The sequence below is a fragment of the Streptomyces sp. NPDC055962 genome (assembly GCF_042270185.1).
Lineage (GTDB): Bacteria > Actinomycetota > Actinomycetes > Streptomycetales > Streptomycetaceae > Streptomyces.
The window spans coordinates 217,582-240,975 of the sequence record NZ_JBHJYN010000007.1; the positions used below are offsets into that span (position 1 = coordinate 217,582).

Annotated in this window: 19 protein-coding genes and 1 pseudogene; 9 read left to right on the forward strand and 11 right to left on the reverse strand. The window is 70.3% G+C overall.

The window, feature by feature from the left end:
• Nucleotides 1-109: 109 nt before the first annotated feature.
• Nucleotides 110-2,719, reverse strand: coding sequence for a hypothetical protein (locus ACFC51_RS21680; protein WP_376530284.1), 2,610 nt, complete (start codon nt 2,717-2,719; stop codon nt 110-112).
• Nucleotides 2,720-3,208: 489 nt separating this feature from the next.
• On the opposite strand from ACFC51_RS21680, the gene ACFC51_RS21685 reads away from it, so the two are divergent.
• Together ACFC51_RS21685 and ACFC51_RS21690 are read left to right on the forward strand one after the other, a co-directional pair.
• Nucleotides 3,209-3,706, forward strand: a complete 498-nt coding sequence (locus ACFC51_RS21685) for a hypothetical protein (protein WP_376530286.1) — start codon at nt 3,209-3,211, stop codon at nt 3,704-3,706.
• Between the two features lie 126 nt (nt 3,707-3,832).
• Nucleotides 3,833-3,958 (forward strand): annotated as a pseudogene (locus tag ACFC51_RS21690) (NADP oxidoreductase); the annotation flags it as partial.
• Nucleotides 3,959-3,990: 32 nt separating this feature from the next.
• Here the strand turns inward: ACFC51_RS21690 and ACFC51_RS21695 are convergent.
• Nucleotides 3,991-5,109 (reverse strand): fatty acid desaturase family protein, encoded by a 1,119-nt coding sequence (locus tag ACFC51_RS21695; RefSeq protein WP_376367810.1) that lies wholly within the window; start codon nt 5,107-5,109, stop codon nt 3,991-3,993.
• A gap of 7 nt (nt 5,110-5,116) precedes the next feature.
• A complete protein-coding gene (locus ACFC51_RS21700; RefSeq protein ID WP_376530289.1) occupies nt 5,117-6,172 on the reverse strand; it encodes a ferredoxin reductase in 1,056 nt (351 codons plus the stop codon).
• 86 nt (nt 6,173-6,258) lie between these two features.
• On the opposite strand from ACFC51_RS21700, the gene ACFC51_RS21705 reads away from it, so the two are divergent.
• Nucleotides 6,259-7,398 carry a PucR family transcriptional regulator gene (locus ACFC51_RS21705; RefSeq protein ID WP_376367807.1) on the forward strand — a complete coding sequence of 380 codons (1,140 nt, stop codon included), beginning with the start codon at nt 6,259-6,261 and terminating at the stop codon, nt 7,396-7,398.
• Nucleotides 7,399-7,523: 125 nt separating this feature from the next.
• On the opposite strand, the gene ACFC51_RS21710 is transcribed toward ACFC51_RS21705, so the two are convergent.
• The 3 genes from ACFC51_RS21710 to ACFC51_RS21720 form a co-directional block, all read right to left on the reverse strand.
• Nucleotides 7,524-8,291: a polysaccharide deacetylase family protein gene (locus tag ACFC51_RS21710; RefSeq protein ID WP_376530291.1), complete on the reverse strand. Its 768-nt coding sequence runs from the start codon at nt 8,289-8,291 to the stop codon at nt 7,524-7,526.
• 291 nt (nt 8,292-8,582) lie between these two features.
• Nucleotides 8,583-9,182 (reverse strand): hypothetical protein, encoded by a 600-nt coding sequence (locus tag ACFC51_RS21715; RefSeq protein WP_376530293.1) that lies wholly within the window; start codon nt 9,180-9,182, stop codon nt 8,583-8,585.
• A 1,069-nt stretch (nt 9,183-10,251) separates the two neighbouring features.
• On the reverse strand, nt 10,252-11,208 hold the full coding sequence (locus ACFC51_RS21720) for an SMP-30/gluconolactonase/LRE family protein (protein ID WP_376530296.1): 957 nt from the start codon (nt 11,206-11,208) through the stop codon (nt 10,252-10,254).
• Between the two features lie 198 nt (nt 11,209-11,406).
• Here ACFC51_RS21720 and ACFC51_RS21725 point away from each other — a divergent pair, with 198 nt between their 5' ends.
• The 3 genes from ACFC51_RS21725 to ACFC51_RS21735 all read left to right on the forward strand — a co-directional run bounded on the left by ACFC51_RS21725 (nt 11,407) and on the right by ACFC51_RS21735 (nt 15,360).
• The gene (locus tag ACFC51_RS21725; RefSeq protein ID WP_376530299.1) at nt 11,407-12,525 is read left to right on the forward strand and encodes an NADH:flavin oxidoreductase; all 1,119 of its coding nucleotides are present in this window, start codon (nt 11,407-11,409) and stop codon (nt 12,523-12,525) included.
• Between the two features lie 416 nt (nt 12,526-12,941).
• Nucleotides 12,942-14,606, forward strand: a complete 1,665-nt coding sequence (locus ACFC51_RS21730; protein ID WP_376367798.1) for an ABC-F family ATP-binding cassette domain-containing protein — start codon at nt 12,942-12,944, stop codon at nt 14,604-14,606.
• A 76-nt stretch (nt 14,607-14,682) separates the two neighbouring features.
• Nucleotides 14,683-15,360: a class E sortase gene (locus ACFC51_RS21735; RefSeq protein ID WP_376367796.1), complete on the forward strand. Its 678-nt coding sequence runs from the start codon at nt 14,683-14,685 to the stop codon at nt 15,358-15,360.
• Between the two features lie 31 nt (nt 15,361-15,391).
• Here the strand turns inward: ACFC51_RS21735 and ACFC51_RS21740 are convergent, their stop codons facing one another.
• The gene (locus tag ACFC51_RS21740) at nt 15,392-17,812 is read right to left on the reverse strand and encodes a glycoside hydrolase family 65 protein (RefSeq protein ID WP_376530302.1); all 2,421 of its coding nucleotides are present in this window, start codon (nt 17,810-17,812) and stop codon (nt 15,392-15,394) included.
• On the reverse strand, nt 17,812-18,573 hold the full coding sequence (locus ACFC51_RS21745; protein WP_376530305.1) for an HAD-IA family hydrolase: 762 nt from the start codon (nt 18,571-18,573) through the stop codon (nt 17,812-17,814). The genes ACFC51_RS21740 and ACFC51_RS21745 overlap by 1 nt, the downstream gene beginning before the upstream one ends.
• A 168-nt stretch (nt 18,574-18,741) precedes the next feature.
• On the opposite strand from ACFC51_RS21745, the gene ACFC51_RS21750 reads away from it, so the two are divergent.
• Complete coding sequence (locus tag ACFC51_RS21750) at nt 18,742-18,957, forward strand: hypothetical protein (RefSeq protein WP_376367790.1); 216 nt, start codon at nt 18,742-18,744, stop codon at nt 18,955-18,957.
• A gap of 630 nt (nt 18,958-19,587) precedes the next feature.
• Here ACFC51_RS21750 and ACFC51_RS21755 read toward each other — a convergent pair.
• Nucleotides 19,588-20,421, reverse strand: a complete 834-nt coding sequence (locus ACFC51_RS21755) for a transglycosylase family protein (RefSeq protein ID WP_376530307.1) — start codon at nt 20,419-20,421, stop codon at nt 19,588-19,590.
• 125 nt (nt 20,422-20,546) lie between these two features.
• On the opposite strand from ACFC51_RS21755, the gene ACFC51_RS21760 reads away from it, so the two are divergent.
• Nucleotides 20,547-20,912, forward strand: a complete 366-nt coding sequence (locus ACFC51_RS21760; protein WP_329230526.1) for a PH domain-containing protein — start codon at nt 20,547-20,549, stop codon at nt 20,910-20,912.
• A 3-nt stretch (nt 20,913-20,915) separates the two neighbouring features.
• Here ACFC51_RS21760 and ACFC51_RS21765 read toward each other — a convergent pair whose 3' ends face one another.
• Together ACFC51_RS21765 and ACFC51_RS21770 are read right to left on the reverse strand one after the other, a co-directional pair.
• Nucleotides 20,916-21,650 carry a peptidoglycan recognition protein gene (locus ACFC51_RS21765; protein ID WP_376367786.1) on the reverse strand — a complete coding sequence of 245 codons (735 nt, stop codon included), beginning with the start codon at nt 21,648-21,650 and terminating at the stop codon, nt 20,916-20,918.
• Between the two features lie 76 nt (nt 21,651-21,726).
• On the reverse strand, nt 21,727-22,371 hold the full coding sequence (locus ACFC51_RS21770; RefSeq protein ID WP_376367784.1) for a ScbR family autoregulator-binding transcription factor: 645 nt from the start codon (nt 22,369-22,371) through the stop codon (nt 21,727-21,729).
• Nucleotides 22,372-22,462: 91 nt separating this feature from the next.
• On the opposite strand from ACFC51_RS21770, the gene ACFC51_RS21775 reads away from it, so the two are divergent.
• Nucleotides 22,463-23,392, forward strand: a complete 930-nt coding sequence (locus ACFC51_RS21775) for a ScbA/BarX family gamma-butyrolactone biosynthesis protein (protein WP_376530310.1) — start codon at nt 22,463-22,465, stop codon at nt 23,390-23,392.
• Nucleotides 23,393-23,394: the final 2 nt, after the last annotated feature.

Here is a 23,394-nt window from a genome sequence, read left to right on the forward strand (position 1 = left end):
CCAATAACCGTTGATTCCGAAGCTCAGAGCGCGGGTTCGATTCTCGTCACCCGCTCGCAGAGACGAAGCCCCAGGCCAGTGGCCTGGGGCTTCGTCGTCGTCCGGGCGGCTAAGGAGCCGCGCTCCACGGTGTCGAGATCTCGCCGTCCGGCTCCCAGCCGTACCTTCGCATCTGCTGCGCTTCCGCCGTGCGGCCCGCGGACTCCAGCACCTTCGCGTACTGGCCCCAGGCGTTCGGGTCGCCGGTTCGCGAAGCGTGGCGGAGCCAGTCCAGGGCCTCGTCCGTACGCCCTGCGTCTTGGAGCAGTTCGGCTACGACGGACCGCTGATCCGGATAAGTGTCCTCGACATGGCGGTCTGCGCATGATCTCAGCCAGGCGAAGGACTCATCCGGCCCTATGAGCTTCGTCATCAGTCGAGCCGTCTGTCCCAGGGCGCCCAGGTCCCCTTCCTCGGCAGCCCGCTGGTACCAGATGACAGCCTCCGAGACCCTGCCGAGTTGCTCGTGCACAGCGGCGACGTTCGCCGCCGCACCCCTCAGGCCGCCGACTGCCTCCTGTTCGTACAGCGCGAGCGCTTCTTCCAGGCGACCTTCCTTCCTCAGCGCGTCGGGGGCACTCGCGCTCTTCCTTAGGTGGCCGCCGCCGGCGATCTCCTCCGACCAGTCCAGCACAGTGACTAGCCAGCGCTGTGCCTCATCGTCTTCTCCGCCCGGGTCGAGAAGGCTCCGCAAGCTGGATCGAAGTGCTGCGTGCTGGGCCAGGTGCTCAAGCAACGCGTGCGATGCCCAGGGAATCCTCACACCGCCCTCCCTACTCCTGCTTTCCTCCTCCCATACCCGCGGCAATAGCCAGGACAGTACGGTGGCGCCGCTGTCGCCCCGCTCCCGCATCTGGAGGACCGTCTGCACCACGGCATGTCCGCCGTGGCCCTCGGCCTCCTGCTGGTAGCAAGCAAGAGCTTCTTCCGTACGGGCCGTCGACTTCAGGAGGTCGGCCAGCGTTCCGAACGCGCCGTAGACGCCCGCGTCGGCCGCTCGCCTGAGGCAGGCCTCCGCCTCCAGGTGGTCGCCGGCCTGCTTCAGCAGCAGGCCGGCGTAGAGCCAGTTGTTGCAACGCCCTGCCTCGGCAGCTCTCTTGTGCCAGGCGACGGCCATGATCGGCTGGTGAGTCATCTCCATGATCCCGGCGACCTGGTTCATGGCCGCAGGGTCTCCCCTCTCGGCGAGAGGCAGACACCACAGCAGTGCCTCGTCGTATCTGCCCTCTTCCTCCAGCGTCCGCGACGCCGCGGCAATGGCGCCCGGCACCCCCGCCGCGGCTGCGGCCCCGAGGAGACGCACCGCGATCCGCAGATGCCCTCTTTCCCGTGCCGATCCGGCCAGGGCGATCAGGGACTCTCGTGCCGCGTAGTCGGTCAGGGTGTCCCACAGACGGGCCGGTGGAACCTTGCCGTGCCGCTTCTCCCTGCCGTGCTGATCCAAGTAGTCCGCGAGTCTGACCTTGTCCGTGACGACGAGGGAAGCGGCAGGTTCGCGGATGGTCACGGGCGTGAGGGGACCACGGGCACCGCGCAACGGAATCCTCAGATCCGCGAAAGCGCGCTCGATGTCGCCGTCCTCCACCGCCTCGTACTGATGGGCAGTGAGGTAGAAGGGTATCGATGCTTCCAGCAACAGCTTCGGGAGGGCCACGCCGTGCCCGAGACGGCGGGCATCCGTGGCCGCCTCGACCAGAGCCCTCTCCAAGGCCGTGGCGGTCTCGTACCGGTCGACCAGCGCCCGGCCACCGGCAAGATACTGGGTGACCTGCCCCTCCTCACCACGGTCCAGGGCCTCTTGGAGCCGGGGGTCCGTCGCGGCCAGGCGTCGCAACTCCGGCATGTCCGGTCCCTCGAAGGAATCCGGCACTCTGAGGTGCTTGCCGGTGAGCAGAGCGCGGGCCTGCGCATGCGGATCCCTGCGGTCGCCCTGCCTACGCGGCCTGACCAGGTCCGACCACTGTTCGGGCCAGGTCGTGCCGAGGACGAGAAGGGGGCTCCGCCGCGGGTCGTTGAGCGCCTCGTGGAGCCGGGCGGCTGCCTGCTCACCCCGGTCGTCGCTCAGGAAGCGGTGGATCTCGTCGAGCCACAGGACTGTACGGGGAGCGGTGTCGTCCAGCACTGTGATCAGCGCCTCGGCGGGGTTCGGTGCGAGGGGATGCGCAAGCCGCCAGTCCGGAGGAAGCAGACGGAGCGCCTCCCAGCACGCCCTCGTCTTCCCCGTGGAGGAATTGCCGACGAGGACGGCAAGGGCGCTAGTCAGCCCCGCTGCGCCCGGCCGAGCGACACCTTCCACCACGTCGTTGAGCTGTCGGTCGTGCTCCCGTTCCACATACGGAGGCAGAAGCGGCAGCTCGGAGTCGGCACACCCCCCGTCGATGGCCTCGTGCACCTCCAGGGCGAACGGATCCCCGAACTCACGAACCGGCCTCCCGGAGGCAGCCGTTGGCGCACGTAGTGCCCGTATCGGCTGCGCCCTCTCCAACAGGTTCCGCCAGTCACGTTCATCAGCCTTCTCCCCGGCCCAGGCGCTCCACAGCCGTACCAGTGCCAGAACGTCGTCGCTGCTCCTGTCACTCGGGACCTGGGGATCTCCTTCGCCGCGGATGGGCACCCAGGCGCTGATCCGCTGGCTCTCGATCCTTCTGCCGTACGGGGGCTTGCCGAGTGCCTGGCTCACCTTCCTCCGTGAGTACCGGTCGCCGGCCCGGCTGAGCACGTCCTCCGCTCGTCGCTCCAGGGCGCGCAAGCGCTCGTAGAGTTCCCGGGACTCCTGGGACCGCAACAGTCCTCCCTCTCTCTGCCCGCAGCAGGCACAACGGGCAACGCGCCGAACTGCAGCGTAGAACGAATCCGCCCGGTGCTCCCGCTACTCCGGGCCCCTCTCCACACACGGCAGAAGACTCGGGGACGACGGCTCGGAGCAGTTCCGGGCGCAATCGACGAAGGGGCCGTGATGGGGAAGACGACTCGGCGGCGGCGACAGCACACCACCTGCCGATGGGGACGCACCGTCCTCTTCGGTGTCGTACGAGGGGCGGCGACAGCGACGGGCTCGGCCATCGTCGCGTGCGGCCTGATGTGGTGGCAGAACCGATAGACAGCGGTGCCCCTTGCCGGGGGGACCTTCCTCCGCGGTGTGCTGCCGGCGCGGGATGCGGTCCGGGTCGTGACCGGAGCCGCCGACGCGGTGGCACCACACGAACTGGTCGCCTACGAAGTCCCGTTGTCGGACGAGGACGAGGAGCCGGTGACTGCTCCACTGGTCCTTGCCTGGACACGCACGCTCGTATCCGGCTCCCTTCCCCACACCGACGCCACCGTGATGGGCATGCCGCTGATCCCGGTGGACACCACCGTCCTCGACCCCGCCGACTCGTCCCCCACGGATCGAGCGCTGCGCGTGCTGCGCACGTTGGCCTGGCCATTCGTCGAGGCCCCGCCAAGCCCAGCACTCTGCGGATTCCTCTTCACCGGACAGGACAGCATGCGTCTCTACCTCGCAGGCGGGAAGGCAGACGGCCTGATCGCGGCCGACGTACAGCTCACCGGTGCGTTGACCGCACTGCTCGCCGCCCTGCCCTCACTCATCGGCGAGGAGGAACGCTGGATGACGGACACATCCGACCCCCACTGTGTCCACGCAGTCGACCTGACCGCCTGGTGACGACCGGCCACACCGCAGCAGGGCGCCCCAGGAGCCGGCCTGCTGCGTCTGCCGCCGGCCCATCGGCGCAACCGAATACTGATGGTGACCACCCGGCGATCACCACGGGTCACACAGCCGGGCTGCGCGACCGCCGCGCTCTTCATCGGACTACGGGTCGGCGAAGGGTGCGATGCCCAGGCAATCGCACCCCCACTGGCCTATGCCGCCGGACCGGGACACGAGGAACCGGAGAACGTGTCGCAGCAGTGACGTCGCCAAGGGACGGAGGTGCGGCCGGGGAGTCAGGCGGCGATGAGGTCCTGCTCGCGGTCCGGCGTTCCGGCCCTGTGCTGCTTGTTCGGCAGGGCGAGCCGGAAGACCTTGTGCCACGCGGAGAACACCTGCTTGGGCAGCGGGCCGGTGACGTACTCCAGCTCGTACTTCTCGAACAGCGCGCGCACCTTCACCGCGACCTCGGCGTACCGGTTGCTCGGCAGGTCCGGGAACAGGTGGTGCTCGATCTGGTGCGACAGGTTGCCGGTCATGAAGTGCATGGCCTTGCTGCCGCTGATGTTCGCCGAGCCCATCATCTGGCGCAGGTACCACTGGCCGCGTGTCTCGCCCGTGATCGACCGCCGCTCGAAGACCTGTACGCCCTCGGGGAAGTGCCCGCACATGATCACCGAGTGGGTCCAGAGGTTGCGGACCAGGTTCGCGGTGAACGTGGCGGCGAGCGTGGTGAGGAACGAGGGGCCCGAGAGCAGCGGGTGGATCACGTAGTCCTTGAGCACCTGCTTGCGGATCTTGCGCCCCACGGCCCTGGCCCGCGCGCGGAACTCCGGGTTCTTGCGGCGGCGCTTGGTGAGGTTCTTGCCGAGCTCCAGGTCGTACGCCGCGATGCCGTACTCGAAGAAGCAGGCGTTGAGGAAGTTCCACAGCGGCTGGCCGAGGTGGAAGGGGTGCCACCGCTGGTCCTCGTCCACGCGCATGATGCCGTAGCCGAGGTCGTTGTCCTTGCCGATCACGTTGGTGTACGTGTGGTGCAGCTCGTTGTGCGAGTGCTTCCACTGGTCGGACGGCGAGACGTGGTCCCACTCCCAGGTGGTGGAGTGGATCTTCGGGTCGCGCATCCAGTCCCACTGGCCGTGCAGGACGTTGTGGCCGATCTCCATGTTGTCCATGATCTTCGCGACGGACAGCCCGGCGGTGCCGATCAGCCACGCGGGCGGGAAGATCGAGAACAGCAGCACACCCCTGCTGACCAGCTCCAGCTTGCGCTGCGCCGCGATGACCCGCCGGATGTAGGCGGCGTCCTTCTCGCCGCGGTCGGCGATCACCTCGTCGCGGATGGCATCCAGCTCGCGTCCCAGCTCCTCGATCTGCTCCGCGGTCAGGTGGGCGGTGGGGTCGATGGCGGTCACGGTGCTCCTACCGTTCGATGTCGCAGGGGCCCGCCGCGGCGGACACACAGGTCTGGATGAGGACGCCCGGTTCGGCCTCGGTGATCTCTCCGGTACGCAGGTCGCGGACAGCGCCGGCCTTGAGCGGCGTGACGCACCCGAAGCAGATGCCCATACGGCACCCGGAGGGCATGAGCACGCCGTTCTCCTCGCCGATGTCCAGCAACGGCGTGGCGCCGTCCGCACCGATGGTCCTGCCGGTGACGCTGAACGTGACCTCGCCGCCTTCGCCCGCGACGACGATGCCGGGGCGGAAGCGTTCGGTGTGCAGGCGCTCATGGACGCCGTGTTCTCCCCAGTGCTCCTCGGCGGCGTCGAGCAGACCTGCGGGCCCGCACGCCCAGGTCTCGCGCTCGGCCCAGTCGGGCACGAGCTCCTGGAGGCGGGCGATGTCGAGCGTGCCGTCCGTGTCGGTGTGCACCTCGGTGAGCCGAAGCCTCTTGTCCGCGACCAGGCGGTGCAGTTCCTTGCGGAAGATCACGTCCTGAGGCTGTGGCGCGCAGTGGACCATGACGACGTCGTCGAGTCCGGTGTCGCGCAGCATGCCCATCACGGGCGTGATACCGCTGCCCGCCGTCAGGTAGAGCACCTTGGCGGGCTTGGCCCGCGGCAGGACGAAGTCGCCGGTCGGCTGGTCGAGCTGGATCAGCGTGCCCGGTTTCGCCCTGCGGACCAGGTGGTTGCTGACCTTGCCGTCCGGGATCGCCTTGACGGTGATCGTGACACGGCCGTCCCGGCGGTTCGTCGGCGAGGTGATGGAGTAGGCACGCCACAGGCGCACTCCGTCGACGTCGACCCCGATCCTCACGTACTGGCCGGCTGTGTGGCCGCGCCAGCCCCGCCCCGGCCTGATCACGACCGTCGCGGCGTCACTCGTCTCGGGGTGCACGGCCTCGATGCGCCCCCGTAGGTCGGCGCCCGTACGGAGCGGGCTGACCAGGTCGAGGTAGTCCGACGGCAGCAGCGGCGTCGTGACCATCTCCAGCAGTTTCCACGCCCTGCCGCGGAGGGCTGTACTCGTCATGGCCCCAGCTTGCTGCGCCTCCAGGCGTAAAGTCCTGACCACAGGACGTAAATCTGGTCGGCCGAATTGTTCGCAGGGAACAAAAAATGAGCTATGCAATCCGGAGGGCCAGCGAACTGACCCTGGATGAGACGACGGTCACCGCCCTTCGGGCCGCGCTGAAGACCACCGCCGACGAAGTCGTCCAGGCGATCATCGACGAGGTTCCTCCCTACGCCCGTGCCTTGTCGGGCCGCATGGGCGCCACCATCCGCAGGGCCGTCCGCACCGCCCTGGGGCACTATCTGGACCTTGCGAGCGGGAACGCCACAGGCGGCGACGCAGGGGACGCCGCCTACGAGCTGGGCCGCGGCGAGGTGCGCGACGGCCGTTCGATGGACGCCCTGCTCAGTGCCTACCGCGTCGGCGCCCGGGTCGCCTGGCGATGTCTGGCAGCGGGTGCCGTACCCGCGGGTCTGCCCGCCGCCGAGGTCGCGAAGTTCGCCGAGCTGACCTTCGCCTACATCGACGAGCTCTCCGCCGCGAGCGCCGCGGGCCACGCCGACGAACTGGCCGCCCGGGGCAGAGACCACGAGCGCCACCTGGAGCACCTGGCCCGCGACCTCCTCGCGGGCGCGAGTCCGGACGTGCTGCTGGCCTCCGGCCAACGGGCCAGGTGGCAGCCTCCGGTTTCGCTGACCGCCGTCCTGCTGCCCGCCGCCCAGACCCGGCCCGCCTACCGGGCACTCGACCCGAACACCCTCGTCCTCGACGACCTGCCGGATGCCACCGGTGTGCTCCTCGTCCCCGATGCCGACCGATCACGTCTCCTACGGCAGCTGACCGACCGCGTCGCCGTGGTCGGCCCGGCCCGGCCATGGACCCACGCGTCCGCCTCGTACGCGCGAGCCCTCCGCGCGCGCTCCCTTTCCTCCGACATCCGCGACACCGAGGACCACCTGCCCGACCTGGTGCTCAGCGCCGACGCGGAGGCGTTCGCAGACCTGCGCGCCCGGGCCCTCGCACCGTTGCAGACCCTGCCTGCCGCGACCGCACGACGGCTGGAGGAGACGTTGCGGGCGTGGATGCTGCACCAGGGCAGACGGGACGAGGTCGCGGCGGAGTTGTTCGTCCATCCTCAGACGGTCCGATACCGGATGTCGCAGCTCCGGGAGCTGTTTCCCGATCTCGCATCACCACACCGGGTCCTTGAACTGACGCTGGCGGTCGGTCTCCGGGGTCGCTGACGCGTCACCCGTCTGCCGCCGCCTCCGCGAGTGTCCGGAGATCCTGCCCGTTCCCGGTGCCGAGCCGCTGCGACCCGGGAAACGGCTTTCCGGTCGTCGGGGCGCGCGGAGGGGCCGGGCCTCGACTACCGCACGGGGAAGCCGAAGGAGTATCCCTGCTCCCTGAGCCAGGGCAGCACCTCGCCCAGAGCGGCAACGGTCTGGGAGCGCTCGCCTCCCGCGTCGTGGAAGAGGACGGTCGGCCCGTTGGAGATCTCGCTCTTGACGGTGGCGACCATGGCCTCCGCGCCGGGGTGCTCGAAGTCCTTGGTGTCGACGTTCCAGCCCAGCGGCCGCATGCCCCTGGATGCGGCGAGCTGCCGGCTGAACGGGGTGAAGGCACCACCGGGGGCACGGTAGTACTGCGGACGGACGCCTCCGGACGCCTCGGTGATCATGCGCTCGGCATCCAGGATCTGCTGGGACTGGTACGCCTCGGACTTCTTGTCCATGGCGGTGTCGTGCGAGACCGTGTGGTTGCACAGCCTGTGCCCGTCGGCCACGACCTTCTTGACCAGGTCGGGGTACGCCTTGGCCTGCGTGCCCACCATGCAGAACGTGGCCTTCACGCCGTTGTCCTCGAGCAGTTGCAGCACCTGCGGCGTCCAGACGGGGTCCGGGCCGTCGTCGATGGTGATGTTGACGCCCTGGTCGCCGCGGTCGGAGGCGTGCGCGATGTCCGCCGCCACCTCGGCCACGGGCCGGGCGCCGGCCGCGGCGTGCTCCTGAGGCTGCCGCCCGCCGGCGGGGTCGGCCTGCGCGGTCCACACCGAGGTGGCGGCGGCCAGCGCAGTCACTCCGAGTCCTGCGGCGAGGAGTCGGCCGTGCCATCCCTTTCCCTTGTGCTTTGCCATGTCTGTCCGCCCCCTGGTCGCCCGCACCGATGCCGTGACCTCATGAATTCACACGAACGTCCTGGCCAGAACCCCCTGTTACCGATCGCGGACGAACCCGCAGGGGGCCCACGACAAACGCGGGGGTTCCGCGACAGAAGGGGGAGCAGGAGGGGCGGGCACACGGATCCGGCGCCTGACCGGACACCACCCTCGGTCAACTCCCCTGTTCCGCGCCCCGGCAGACGGCGAAGAGCCCGCCAGCAGGCTGACGGGCTCTCGCGAAGGGTGAAGGCCTAACCTGCCATCAGGTCAGATCGTCGGGGTGTCGTCGACGATCTCCTTGTGCGGTTCGACGATGAACTTCCAGCCTTCGCTGGGCTCCAGGAACCGCACGCGGGTCGGGTAGATGTCGAGCGCGCGGCGGTCGCGGTTCTGGTTGTTCGTGTTCTTCCGCACCTTGGCCGGCTCCTCGTAGAGGTCGACCTTGACGTCCGGTACCTCGACGGTTTCCTCGCTCCAGCGCTGGACGATTCCCGCGCCGAACGCGTCCCGCGCGGCGGAGTAGAGCGCGTCCAGGGACTCCTTGTTGCCGCCGGGTACGAAGAGGGCGAGGTTCAGGAGGACGCCGGCGCTCTGCAGGACCTCGATCTCTTCACCCGCCTTGTCGGCGATCCAGATCCCGGGCTCCTCGGCGTTGTCCGGGAGGACATGAATGTCGTTACCGAAGATCGTCCTCGCGACGAAGGACCCTCCCTCGAAGTTCTTGCCGGGCTCGGCAAGGAAAGCCGGTGCGTAGCAGTCGAGAGGAAGGCCATCCATCTCCGCGGAGACGAAGATGGCGTCCTGGGGGCCCAATTCCGCAACGTCTCCGGCCGCAAGACGTCGAGCCGTAACCTTCTCGGTATTCACGCCATTCCCCTTTTTTCGTGGCGTCCTGTGAATTCATTAGGACTATATCACGAAAACAATCGACCTCAGGACCTCCGCGCGCAGCCTCGCTGCGCGCGGAAACAGGACTCCCTCTCCGGGCATTTCCTCCACAAGACGCCAGGGAAATCCTTTTCACAACCGAGGCGGGTCACGGATGAAATGCGAAATCGATGCGAGCCGCGCCGATCCCGCAACCGAGTCGACCCATGGCCGACTGACCGCACCTCGACGGTCCGGCCCGCGGCGCCCCCACCGAGCATGTCACGGCACCGCCGGACTACTCTCCCATCAGGCACTTCGCCTCTGTGCACCAAGGCAGCCCACAGCAGATCCGTCGATCTTTCCCTTGCGTGGACCGGTCAGATCCGGCGATCAGAAGAACAGCACTGACGCTCCCTCTCCCATTGCTGACGGCACCGCCCGCATCTCGCATTCACCTGTTCCCGCCCTCCACACTCCGAACGGTCCGGAACGCCATGAACAAGGACGAGATGAAAATGTTCTGCGTGGACGGAGAACCGGAAGTCGCCAGCTCTCGAAGATTTACACACTTTCAGCCCCGACCGGCTCGACGCTGCATCACTGAATGCCGAGGCGGACTCATATCTTCACCATGGAGAAGCACCATCGCGACATGACATTCGGAGACCGGAAAGGGCGATCGGGTCGTGTGCCCACGGAACGTGCGAACAGGCAGAAGCCAGGGCGGCCGCACCCCTGCCCGCAGGCCCGGTCACCCGCCACGCGTCACATACCAATTGCCGATTGCCGAGCACCCAGCACCCAGCACCCACGCCACGAACGCCGGGGAGAATCCCGGGGACGCGGTCACTGCCGCGCCACGGCGTTGCCTGTGCGCAGTCCCGGCAGGTACGCGGACACCACCACGCACCGCCGGACCAGGACGACACCGAACGCGCCCCCCGGACCAGGCCACTGTCACCCGCGCCCCGCCGGACCAGGCCCCCGGTCAGGCACGCACCCCCGGGCCGCCCCCCTCAGGCACGCACCTCCGGACCGGAACCACCACGGACCCCCTTGGCCTGGTTCACCGTGCCGCGTCCAGCCAGGGCCTGCGGCCGGGGCCGGTCGGGTGGGTGCCCGTGACGCCCATGACCACCGAGTAGAGGCTGGTCTCCGCGGTGATGAAGAGGCGGTTGCGCTTGGCGCCGCCCCAGGAGATGTTGGCCACCGCCTCCGGGACGACGAGCCGGCCGATCAGGGTGCCGTCCGGGTCGTAGCAGTGCACCCCGTCGCCCATGGCGGCGACCCAGAGCCGCCCGCCGTCGTCGAAGCGGAGGTTGTCGAACCGGGCCGCCCCACGGGCCGCGGCCTCGGCGAAGATCTTGCCGTCCGACAGCGTGCCGTCCTTCCTTACGTCGAAGACGCGGACGAACCCCGCCTTCGTGTCGGAAACGAACAGCTGCTGCTCGTCCGCCGAGAAGACCAGCCCGTTCGGCGCACCGAAGCAGTCGGCGACCAGACGCACGTCACCGGTGGACGGGTCGACGCGGTAGACGTTGTTGGCGCCGATCTCGCTCTCGGCGCGGTAGCCCTCGTAGTCACTGGTGATACCGAAGTCCGGGTCGGAGAACCAGACCGAGCCGTCGGACTTCACCGTCGCGTCGTTCGGGCTGTTCAGGCGCTTGCCCTGCCAGCGGTCGGCCAGCACCGTCACCGTGCCGTCGTGTTCGGTCCGTGTCACCCGGCGGTTGCCCTGTTCGCAGGAGATGAGCCGCCCCTCGCGGTCGAGGGTGTTGCCGTTGGTGTGTCCCGCGGTGCGCCGGAAGACGCTCACCGCACCGGTCTCCTCGTCCCAGCGCAGCAGCCGGTCGTTCGGGATGTCGCTCCAGACCAGCTGCCGCCAGGCAGGCACGTACACGGGGCCCTCGGCCCAGCGGCAACCCGTGTGCAGTACCTCCAGTCCGTCGTCGCCGTTCATGCACCGCCCCGTACGGAACCGGTCGTCGAAGCTCTCGTACAGCCCGTGGTTCTCGCTGGTCATGACCGTCCATCCCGTCGGCGGGCGCCGAACACCTCGGCGTCCGCCGAAGATTGCTGGATCCCAGGGAAGGGATCAAGGGGCCGGGGAGCGGGCGCGTGCGGGAGACCTTGGCCACACCGGCCCGGCGCGGGGATGCGGGCGCGCCCCTCGGCTGTTGCCGCCGGGTGGACCACCCCCACCCGACGAACAGGACTTGCAGTGACTGACGAGAATGCCCGCCGTGCAGCAGACGCCCTCGCGCGCCCCTTCTCGGTCCGCGGACTGACCTCGCGCAACCGGATCGCCATGGCGCCGATGACCAGGCAGTTCTCTCCGAACGGTGTTCCCGGCCAGGACGTGGCGGACTACTACGCCCGCCGCGCCGCCGGAGGGGTGGGGCTGATCATCACCGAGGGCACCTACGTCGACCACGCCTCCGCCGGCACCAGCGACCGGATCCCGGTGTTCCACGGCGAGGACGCGCTCGCCGGCTGGGCCGGTGTCGCGGACGCCGTGCACCGGGAGGGCGGCGCGATCATCCCGCAGCTGTGGCACGTGGGTGTCACCCGCGCCGAGGGCGCGCCGCCCGTCGCGGACGCGGAGCCGGTCGGCCCGTCGGGCGTCTCGCTGTCGGGGGAGCCCAAGGGGCGCGCCATGACGCAGAAGGACCTCGACGACGTCGTCGCGGCGTTCGCCGACGCGGCTGCGGCGGCCGAGCGACTCGGTTTCGACGGGGTCGAACTGCACGGCGCGCACGGCTACTTGATCGACCAGTTCCTGTGGGAGGGCAGCAACCGGCGCACCGACGCGTACGGCGGTGACATCGTCGCGCGTACCCGTTTCGCCGCCGAGATCGTGGCCGCCTGCCGTGCGGCCGTCTCCGACGCCTTCCCCCTCTTCTTCCGCATGTCCCAGTGGAAGATGGACGCCTACGAGGCGAAGCTCGCCCGGACGCCCGAGGAGCTGGAGGCCATCCTCACGCCGCTGGCCGACGCCGGCGTCGACGTCTTCCACGCGTCCACCCGCCGCTACTGGCTGCCCGAGTTCGAAGGCTCCGACCTGAACCTCGCCGGGTGGGTCAAGAAGATCAGCGGCAGGCCGACGGTCACCGTGGGCTCGGTCGGGCTCGACGGTGACTTCTTCGGCGCCTTCCAGGGCAACAGCTCCTCGGTCACCGGTGTCGACCAGCTGCTGGACCGGATCGAGCGCGACGAGTTCGACATGGTCGCCGTGGGCCGGGCGCTCATCGCCGACCCGGAGTGGGCGGCGAAGACCCTGCTGGGGCGCACCGGGGACATCACGCCGTTCGGGGCGGAGATGCTCACGACCCTGCGCTGACACGGCCGGGTCAGGGGGGAGGCGGCGGCCGGACCGCCGCCTCCTCTCCCCCCACTGCGCCGTCGCTCCGCTCCTGGGTGGGCGCGACGACCGCTGCGGGAGCTCACCCGCCGTCGGTGCCCGTTTCCGAGCCGTCCGGACCCGGTTCCGTGTACAGTTTTCGAGTCCTGTTGTCTCCGATAGAGGTGGACGTTGCGCATCTGAGGTCCGCGATCATCGCGCGGTACGGCCCCTGCCGTAGCCCGTCACGCCCTGTCGGCTCTCCGCCGCCGCGTGACCCACCGCGTGGATGCGACCTCGGTGCATGAGCCGTCTCCCGTACTCCGGAGGACCGCACCCCTTCCTGCCCCGGCCGGTCGCCGCGTGGTGCTCGCACACGAAGCCCCTGTTCACATGCTTGCGACTGCGAGGACCACATGTCCCATCCCACCACTCCCGCCGCGTCCCTCAGCTGCTCCGCCCTGTCCTTCGGGTGGCCGGACGGCACACGGGTCTTCGACGGGCTCTCCCTCGGCGTCGGCCGGGGCCGCACCGGACTCGTCGGGACCAACGGTTCCGGCAAGTCCACCCTGCTGCGGCTGCTCGCCGGCCGGCTGAAGCCCTCCGCGGGCTCGGTCACCGTCGGCGGACACCTCGCCTACCTCCCGCAGAACCTCACCCTCGACACGGATCTCCGCGTCGAGGACGCCCTCGGCATCACCGAGCGGCGTACGGCGCTGCGCGCGATCGAGGCCGGCGACGTCACCGAGCGGCACTTCGAGACGGTCGGCGACGACTGGGACGTCGAGGAGCGGGCTCTGGCGACCCTGGGGTCGCTCGGCCTCGGTGGCGTCGGACTCGACCGCACCGTGGGGCAGTTGTCCGGCGGCGAGACCGTGCTGCTGCGGCTGGCCGCGCTGCTGCTGGAGCGTCCCGACGTCCTGCTCCTCGACGAACCGACCAACAACCTCGACGTGTTCGCGCGGCGGCGGCTGTACGACGCCGTCGAGTCCTGGCGTTCCGGCGTGCTCGTCGTGGTCAGCCACGACCGTGACCTGCTGGAGCGGGTCGACCGCATCGCCGACCTGCGGGCCGGCGAGCTGAGTTGGTACGGCGGTGGCTGGTCGGCCTACGAGGACGCGCTGGCCACCCAGCAGGAGGCGGCCGGGCGCATGGTGCGGGCCGCCGAGTCCGACGTACGCCGTCAGAAACGGGAGCTGGAGGAGGCCCGGGTCAAGGTCGCCCGCCGCCAGCGGCACAACAAGAAGATGGACGCCGAGAGGCGCGCGCCACGGATCGTCGCGGGGGCGCACAAGCGGTCCTCCCAGGAGGCCGCGGGCAAGCTCCGCGGCCTGCACGAGGACCGGCTCCAGGAGGCGCGGGAGCGGCTCGACACGGCGTCGGAGGCGATCCGTGAGGACGCCGAGATCCGGGTACGCCTCCCCCGCACCGCCGTGCCCGCGGGCCGCACGGTCCTGAGCGTGCACGGGCTGCGCCCCCGCTTCGGCACCCTGCGCGACGGGGAACTCCACGTACAGGGGCCCGAACGCATCGCGCTGATCGGGCGCAACGGGGCCGGCAAGACGACCCTGCTGCGCACCCTCACCGGGGAGCTCCCGCCTGTCGGCGGCGAGGCCAGGACGTTCGTCCCGCTGCGCTTCCTGCCGCAGCGTCTGGACGTGCTGGACGACGCGCTGGGCGTCGCGGCGAACGTGGCCCGCATGGCGCCGGGGACCACCGACAACGAGATCCGCGCCCAGCTCGCCCGCTTCCTCTTCAAGGGGGCGCGCGCAGAGCAGCCGGCGGGCACCCTCTCGGGCGGCGAGCGTTTCCGTGCCGCCCTCGCGGCCACGTTGCTCGCCACACCGGCGCCGCAGCTGCTGATGCTCGACGAGCCGACCAACAACCTGGACCTGGCGAGCGTGCGGCAGCTGACGAGCGCGCTCGCGTCCTACGAGGGGGCGCTGATCATCGCCGGCCACGATCTGGCGTTCCTGGAGTCGGTCGGCATCACCCGCTGGCTGCTCGTGGACGAGGAGCTCACGGAGCTCGACGCCGAGGAGGTGCACGCGCTGCTCGGCGCACCCGACGCACTCGGGTGACCGGTGGTCTACTGGAAGGTGCGGGCCGCGTTCGGGGCCCGCACCGACACCACCGGCCGACGATCCGGATCTGGTCATGCACCCTCATCGATTCCGGGGCGTTTCCCGGGCCCTCGCGGGCGCGGGCGTCGTCCTGATGGCGGCCGGAGGCCCCGCGGCGGTGGCTGCGGCCGGGCCTCCGGCGGCCGCGGCCGCACCAGCGGGTCCGTCCGCCGCGGTCCCCGCGGACCGTACGGACCCGCGCACCGCGACAGCGGAGCTCACCATCCCGTCCATCGGCGTGAAGGACCTGCGCGTCGTCCCGTACGAGGGGACGACGGACGACACCCCGGGGACCCGCGTCCAGGACCGCGGGGTGGCCGCCAGCCCGTACGGCGAGAACGGCGGCGTCGGACCGGGCGAGGTCGGGAACTACCTGGTGACGGCCCACCGGATCTCCGCCGGTGGCCCGCTCCGCGACCTGCCGTCGCTCGGGAAGGGCGACACCGTCCTCGTCACGGAGAGCGGCACGGTGTACACGTACCGGATCACGGAGACCCGGCTGACGTCCTTCCGTTCCGAACGCTCACTCGCCGAGCAGCGGGCCGAGGTCCCCGGCGAGCCGGGAGAGAAGCCGACCCGGGCGATGATCACCCTCTCCACCTGCGCGACCCCGGAGGACGACGCGGCCGGCAACCACTGGCGCGACGCGCACCACAACCCGGAGCACCGCATCGACAGGATCGGCGTGCTCGTCTCGACCCGTCCCGCCTGACCCCGTCCCGTCGCCCCTGCCCCCGCGCGCGTCAGGGCATGTCGGCCGGCAGCTCCAGCCACCGCGCCGTGCCCGGCTCGACGACGTACGCGCTGCCGTCCAGTCTGACCCGCACCCCCGGACGCTCCGAGTCCGGTACGGCGATCCTGAGGCGCTCGGCCCGCAGGCGCAGGTCCACGTCCCAGTGCTGCCGGAAGCGCAGCCGCATACGGAACTTCGAGAGCTGGGGCAGTGTGGCGGGCGCGAGCCACAGGGCGTCGTCGCGGGTCTCCAGACCGGTCATGCCCCGCTGGACGAAGTCGAGGGTGCCGGCCATCGCCCCCAGGTGGATGCCCTCCTCCGTCGTACCGCCCTGGATGTCGGCGACGTCGCCGATCAGTGCCTCCTCGCAGTACGTCCAGGCGTCGTCGCGGTGCACCCGGGCGAGCACCCAGGCGTGGACGAGGGAGCTGAGGGTGGAGCCGTGGCTCGTACGCCCCGTGTAGTAGTCGACGGTGGCCCGCCAGGTCTCGTCGTCGAGGTCGTGGCCGAGCCGCCGGAACAGCGCGGCGAGCTCCTTGGGGGAGAACAGGTAGCCGAGCATCAGCACGTCGGCCTGTTTCGAGGCCTGGTAGCGGTTGACGGTGTCGCCCTCCGCCTCCAGGATCCGGTCGAGGCGCCTGATGTCGCCGTAGCGCTGCCGGTAGGCCGCCCAGTCCAGCTCCGCCAGCTCCCCGTAACCGGCGAACTGGCTGATGACACCCTGGTGGTACGGAACCCGCAGCCGTCGTGAGACGTCCTCCCAGCGGTCGAGCTCGGAGGGATCGATGCGGATGAGGTCGAGGAGCTGCCGGCATCGGCTCGGGGGCAGCGTGCGGCAGAGCTCACCGGCCCGTTCGAGCACCCAGGCCGCCGTCACGTTGGTGTACGTGTTGTCGTCGAGCCCCGCGGTGTCGGAGTCCGGATAGGCGTCGTGGTACTCGTCGGGCCCGACGACCCCGCGGATGCGGTAGCGCCCGAGGGAGTCGTCCCACTCGGCGCTGTCCGCCCAGAAGCGGGCGATCTGCAGGATCGTCTCGGCACCCTTGGAGTAGAGGTACTCCGTGTCGCCGGTGGCCTGGCAGTACTGCCACACGTTGTAGGCGACGGCCGAGCCGACGTGGTGCTGGAGCCGTGAACGGTCGGGGAGCCAGCGCCCCGACCGCGGGTTCAGGTGGAGCTCCTGGGTCTCCTCGCGCCCCTCGGCGGCGCTCTGCCACGGGTACATCGCGCCGCGTCTGCCCGCGGCCTCCGCCGCCGCGCAGGCCGCGGGCAGGCGCCGGTGACGGTAGTCGAGCAGCCCCCGGGAGACCTCCGGGAGATGCATGTTCAGGAAGGGCAGGACGAACAGCTCGTCCCAGAAGACGTGCCCCCGGTACGCCTCGCCGTGCAGCCCCCTGGCCGGTACCCCGACGTCGAGCTCAGCGGTGTGGGGCGAGAGCGTCTGGAGCACGTGGAAGAGGTGCAGCCGCAGGATGCGCCCGGGCTCGCCCGGCACCTCCAGCTTCACCTGCTGCCACAGGTCCTTCCAGGCCCTGCGGTGCGAGGCCCGCAGCCGCGTGTAGGCCGGAGCCTCGGCCACCGCGGAGACGGCGGCCTTCAGCGGGCTGCCGATCGCCGGGTCGCGGGACGTGTACAGGCCGACCGTCTTGTCGACGACGGCGCCGGCCTCCGGGCTGAGCGGCAGCAGCAGCCGCTGGTGGACCGCGCGGGGCTGCTGCTCCGGTTCGGCCCGGTGGTCGCCGTCGCGCTCCGGTCCGCAGGAGGCCACGGTGCGGGCGGCGAGGGCGACGCCGATGTCCGACTCCACCGTGCGGCAGCGCAGCCACACCATGGCCCCCGGCTCCGTCCCCGTCTCCCAGCCGGTGAGGTGGCGGTCGGCCAGTGCGCGGTAGCGCGCGACACCGCTGTTGCGGATGTCGCCGTCGATCCCGGCCTCCACCTCCAGTTCGCCCGACCATCCCTCGGCGCTGAACACCGTGTGCAGCGCCGCGAGATGGGGGTCGCCCATGTGCACCAGGCGCTCCTGCTCCACGATCAGCCGCCGGCCTGCCGTGTCCTCGTACACGGAGCGGCGCGTCAGGGTGCCGCCACGGAGGTCGAGCGACTGCCGGTGGTCCGTCAGAAAGCTGTGGTCGGGGTGCAGCCACGGGCCGGGGCGGGCTCCGGCGGGTCGGATGCGGTAGCGCAGCGGGAGCCAGTTGGGGAGGTTGACCACGTCCTCGTTCTCGACCTGCCGGCCCTCGACGGACGAGGTCAGCCGGTTGTAGCAGCCTGCGACGTAGGTACCCGGGTAGTGCGCGTCGCCCGCCGGTGTCTCGGGTGCGGCGCCCCGGGTCGCGAAGTACCCGTTGCCGAGGGTGCACAGCGCTTCGCGCAGCCGTTCCTTCGCCGGGTCGTATCCCTCGTAGGACCAGGTCCAGCCGCGCGGCATCAGTCCTCCCCTGTGATCAGCAGGTCTCCCGGATCGGCCACCACGAGGTCCGCGCCGTGGCGGCGCAGGTCACCGGCGCCTTCCGGGCTGTCCGTCCGGTCCACGCCGACGACCAGCCCGAAGCCGCCCCGCCGGCCCGCCTCCACCCCGGCCAGAGCGTCCTCCAGGACCGCGGTCTCCCCGGGCGGGACCCCGAGACGGCGTGCCGCCTCGATGAACAGCGCGGGGTCCGGTTTGCCGGGCAGTTCCAGGCGGCGCGCCTCGTTGCCGTCGACCACCGCCGTGAACAGCTCCAGGAGACCTGCCCCGGCCAGGAGTTCGGTGGCGTGCCGGGAAGCGGACGCGGCGGCGAAGGGCACACGCGCGTCGTGGAGCACGTGCAGGAGGCGGACCGTGCCCGGCCAGACCGCGATCGGGTCGGTACGGAGACTCCGGGTGAACGCCTCGTCCTTGCGCGCCGCGACGGCCCACACCGTCCCGGTGCCCGGGGGGTCGTCGGGGCTGCCCTCGGGGATGTCGAGGCCCCTGGACGCGAGGAAGGCTGCTGCGCCGTCCCTGCGCGCCTTCCCGTCGACGTAGCGCCGGTAGTCCTCCGCCTTGTCGAAGGGCCGCTGCCCCTCGTGGGAGGCCAGACAGGCGTCGAACGCCTCCTTCCAGGCCGCGGCGTGCGCCGGGGCGGAGTCGGTGATCACCCCGTCCGTGTCGAAGACGACGGCGTGCACGGAGAGCAGGACTGAGGCCGGTGACGGTGCGCGTGCCATGACCGGGTGGTCCCTTCGTCGAGACGTCCCCCGGTTCCATGGCACCAGGTTCCGGGCAGGCACGCCCCTTGTGGGTCCCGGGGCCCGCTCCTGGATCCGCCCGGAGATCACCCCGGGTAAAATGTCGGACAAGTTTCCCGATGTCCGCTTCGGGACTACCGTGAAGGCATGGCCAGAACCGAGCGTCAGACCGGCCGGCAGGCGGAGTACGCGTGTCCGGCCTGCAAGCAGCCCGTCGCGACCGAGCTGGCGCGGCACAAGACCCTGGGCATCTTCGTCCCGCACTGGGGACCGGGGCCGTGTCACAACCCCTCGTGCCACAGATCCGTGGCGCCCGGGGAAGCCGCGGACGCCGCCCGGGGCGCACATCCCGCGGACCGCTGAGGGATCCCACCGATCGCCGAACCGCCCTGCCGAGGACCTGGCAGCGGGCACCGGCCCCCTGGACGGGCCCCGGTCACACCCCGTGGACCGCGCGCGCTCGAAGTCCTCGCCGCGCGCTGCACGTCCATGACCCGTGACGCCTCCTCCTGCACCGGCAGGGGTGCTCGCCACACCCTTCCGATGCTTCTGCCCGCACCTGCGGTCGCCCGCCGGACCCGCGGGTGGTGCGTCGGACTCCGTCACACTTCTCTCCCGGCTCCGGCCCGCCTCGTGCGCGGGGCTCCTGTACGTGTCTTCGCGGTACTGCCCCGGTGGGGCGGTCGGTCGAGGTGAATCGCGCGGACCCGGCACGAATACGCCGGCCACACTGCGCGGTCACCTGCAAAGTCTTCGAAAGCGGCCTGGGTGGTGGACTGTTCGTCGCTCCGGTCACGGACTCGCCGGACCGTTCCTCGCGTGCGACTCGGCCGGCACGACCGGACAGCACGCCCATGGCTCCTCACCGCTGTGGAAGCGCTTCAGGCGTTCAGCGGTCCCGACATCGAGCGGTTCGCGCGTTGAGCGGTTCAGCCATTGAGCAGTTCAGGCGTTGAGCGGTTCACGCGTTCACGCGTTCACGCGTTCAGGCGTTCAGGCGTTCAGGCGCAGACGCTGACCAGGGAAGATGAGGTGCGGGCCCTGGTCCAGGACCTCGCGGTTCAGCTCGTACAGCGCGGGCCAGCCACCGGACACGTCCGCACGCTCAGCGATCACCGAGAGGACGTCACCGGGCTCGACGACGTACGTCTCCTCGTCGGCCAGGTCCTCGGAGTAGCGCGTCGCGCCGCTGGCGCTGCCGGCCGAGCTGTCGTCACGGCTGTGGTGCGAGCTCCCCGCGGAACTGCCCGAGGCCGAACCGCTGTACGAAGAGCCCTGGGACGATCCACTGTTCGAACTGCCGGACGACTGACGCCCGGGCGCCGACTGCACCGAGTCGCTCCGGTCGGAACCACTGGACGACGAGGACGACGAAGAACTCGACGATCCGCCGGCGCCGAGGCGTCCACAGGTGGGCCAGGCTCCCATCCCCTGGGAGCGGGCGACGCGTTCGCCGACCGCGATCTGCTCGGACCGGGTGGCGAGGTCGGCGCGGGGCGCGTACTTCCCACCGCCGTAGGCCCGCCAGGTGGAGGGGGCGAACTGAAGGCCGCCGTGGTAGCCGTTGCCGGTGTTGGTGTTCCAGCGGCCGCTGCTCTCGCACTGGGCGATGCGGTCCCAGTCCGTACCGGCCACGACGGCGGTGACGGTCGGGGCGAGGGCGGCCTGGGCGGGAGCCTGAGCCGGTACCGCCTGGACGGGCTGGGCGGGGACCTGGGCCGGGACGGCCGCGGCGCTGCGGCCGGAGAGGCCCAGCACGCTCAGAAGGACGAGCAGAAGGGCGAGCACCGATTCGACGGGCCGCTTGGCGAGGGGTGATGCCGGCATGACGGTATTCCTCCGCTGTGCTCCGGAAGGTGTGCAAGGGCACGAACAGATAAGCCGCCGATATTCTTTTCAGCGGGCTTTGACGCGTTCAACGTCCGCACATTCACTCGGGTGGAGGGTCTCCCATGGCACTGTTCGGTAACGCGCACACCGTCGATCCGGCTTCCGCGCAGCGCGACTACGCCCGGCTCCTCGGGCCGGGCGAGCAGGTGCAGGCCGCGTACCTGCTGATCCGCGACACGATCCTGTTCACCGACCGCCGGCTCGTCCTCGTCGACAAGCAGGGCATCACCGGCAAGAAGGTGGAGTACCACTCCGTCCCGTACCGGAGCATCACGCACTTCGCGGTGGAGACGGCGGGAACCTTCGACCTGGACGCCGAGCTCAAGATCTGGATATCCGGCTCCGCCACCCCGATCCAGAAGACCTTCACCAAGGGCGTCGACATCTACGAGGTCCAGGCGGTCCTCACCCAGTACGTCGCCGCGTAGTCCCTACCGATCCCGGGCCCGCAGCCGGGCCATCTCCGCCCTGATCGCGGGCAGTTGGGCATAGAGGGCCTCGCCCGGGCAGTACGTCGAGAAGGTGTCCCGGTGGCCGGCGACGGCATGGAGGTAGACGACCTCACCACGCCTGTACCGGCTGTCGTCGTTCGTCGAGACCATCCGCACGACGCCCCTCGGGTCGACGGACGGGTCCAGCTTCCACGCACCCACCTTCGCGATCCCCTCGAGGAGCGCCTTCGGCACCGGTACACCGGGGCCGAAGGTGCCGAGGGCGGCGATCCCCACGCTGTGCGCGTTGAACCCGGTGGTGTGGGCCCCGCGGACGGAACGCCCGACGCCGCCCGCCCTGCCCTCGTACACGGTCCCGCACCGGTCGACGACGAAGTTGTAGCCGATGTCGTCCCAGCCCTCGCCCCGGACGTGTGCCTCCTCCATCGCCCGGAGCATCTCGGGGGCGTCGGCGCAGTCGTATCCGTTGGTGTGTCCGGTGTGGTGCACGAAGACGGCCTTGACCGTCCCCGTGTACACCGCGTGCTCCCGCACCAGGCTCTCGTCCGCGTGCCACTGCGCCCGGCTGACGATCCGGGGCCGCTGGGCCGCGGCCGCGTCCGCCGGCTTCGCGGTGGCCGAATCGGGCGCGGCGAGCCGGACCGGCGCATCCCGGAACACCAGGAGAGCCAGCGGCACGGCCATGACGCACACGGCTGTTCGGCGAAGCCACATAGGGCCACCATGCGTGCTGACCAGCCACTTCGCAGGCACCCGCACCCGATCGGGTGACGATGACGACGGCGTACGGTCAGGGGACGGCGACCGCCCGGTGCTGCTCGATGATGCGTTCCGCGCGGTGCGGGGACGTGTCGAGCCGGGCCAGCACACCCGGGACCGCGTTGTTGGGCAGGATGAGCTCGAAGAGTGCGGATATCTCGGCGACCAGGTCCGGGGGCTCGGCCATGGACTCGGTCACCAACTGCACCCCGGTCCACGCCCCGACGACCAGCCGGGACGTGACCTCCGGATCGACGTGCGGGAGGAGCTCACCGCGCTCCTTGGCCTCGGTCAGGATCTCCGTGCCGATGGCGATCCAGTCCGGCCAGCGGGTACCGAAGAGCCCGCGCGCCCGCGGGTCCACGGACAGCCGGATCGAGGCGCTGAGCAGGGGTTCCCGGGGCAGCCGGTAGGCGAGCAGGAGCGCCATGTCCACCCATTCCTGCAGCTTGAAGGTCTGCGGGGTGACGCCGTCCGACGTCACGGCCTCCATGAGGACACCACGGGCCAGCTCCTCCTTCGACGTGAAGTGGAAGTAGAGGGCGCCCCGCGTGAGACCGGCCCGGTCGAGGATCGCGGCGATGGTGGCGGCGTCGTATCCGTGCTCGTCGAAGACCTCGGCTGCCGCTTCCAGGAAGATGCGGCGCGTGCGGATCGCCCGTTGCTGTCGTGCCAACTCGCGCTCCCCTTTGAACGTTGCAGGACGCTACTTCAAAAAGTACCGGTGAGCCGGTATCATATCAGCGCCGTAATGACCATTTTGCGCCATGTCCGGGAGGACCGTGCCCGACATACCCGCAGTTCCGAGCTCCCCGCTCCCCGCGGCCGATGGCCGGAACGGCATCCGCAAGGAGTACGTCCACCTCGGACGTTCCGACATGGTGCTCCTCACTTCCTGGCGGCGCAGGGAAGATGGCGAGTTCTCGCTGTCCGCGACCTGGCCGGCCCCTGCCACCGGTCTCCTTTACGACCCGCGGATGCTCGCGCAGACCATCCGGCAGAGCGGTCTGACCATCGCGCACGCCGCCTACGGTGCATCCCTCTCCGATCACACCTTGCTGAACTACTTCGACTTCACCGTCGCCCCCGGGTTCGCGGTGCCGTCCGGCGAACCCTGCGACCTCGCCGTCGAGGTCACGGTCAAGGGCACCAAGGAGCGCGGCAGAAAGGTCACTTCACTCGACATGGAGTTCCGCGTCCTCCTGCACGGCAGCATGGTGGTCCGTGCGGACGCCGAGTTCGGCTGGCTCTCCACGCGCGTCTACCAGCGGCTTCGAGGCGAACGGTTCACCGTCGTCGACTGGAACACCTGGCCGCTGCCCTCTCCCGTCGATCCCCGCACCGTGGGCCGGTACGCCCCGGCCGACGTGACCCTGGCGGCCGGACAACGCGCCGGGCACTGGCAGTTGCGCCACGACGTGGACAACACCGTGCTCTACGACCACCCCGTCGACCACGTCCCGGGGCTCGCCCTGGTGGAGGCCGCCGAACAGGCCGCACACGGCCTGCTTCACCCCGCGCGTTTCGAACTCACCTCCTTCACCAGCACGTTCGAGCGGTACACCGAGTTCGACCGCCCCTGCTGGATCAGCGCCGAGGTCCTGCCCGCCGACCCCGGAGAGACCTCGGTCCTGGTCACGGCGACGCAGGACGGAGAGACGGTCTTCCGGTGCCGGCTGACGGGCCCCTGCGGCTGAAG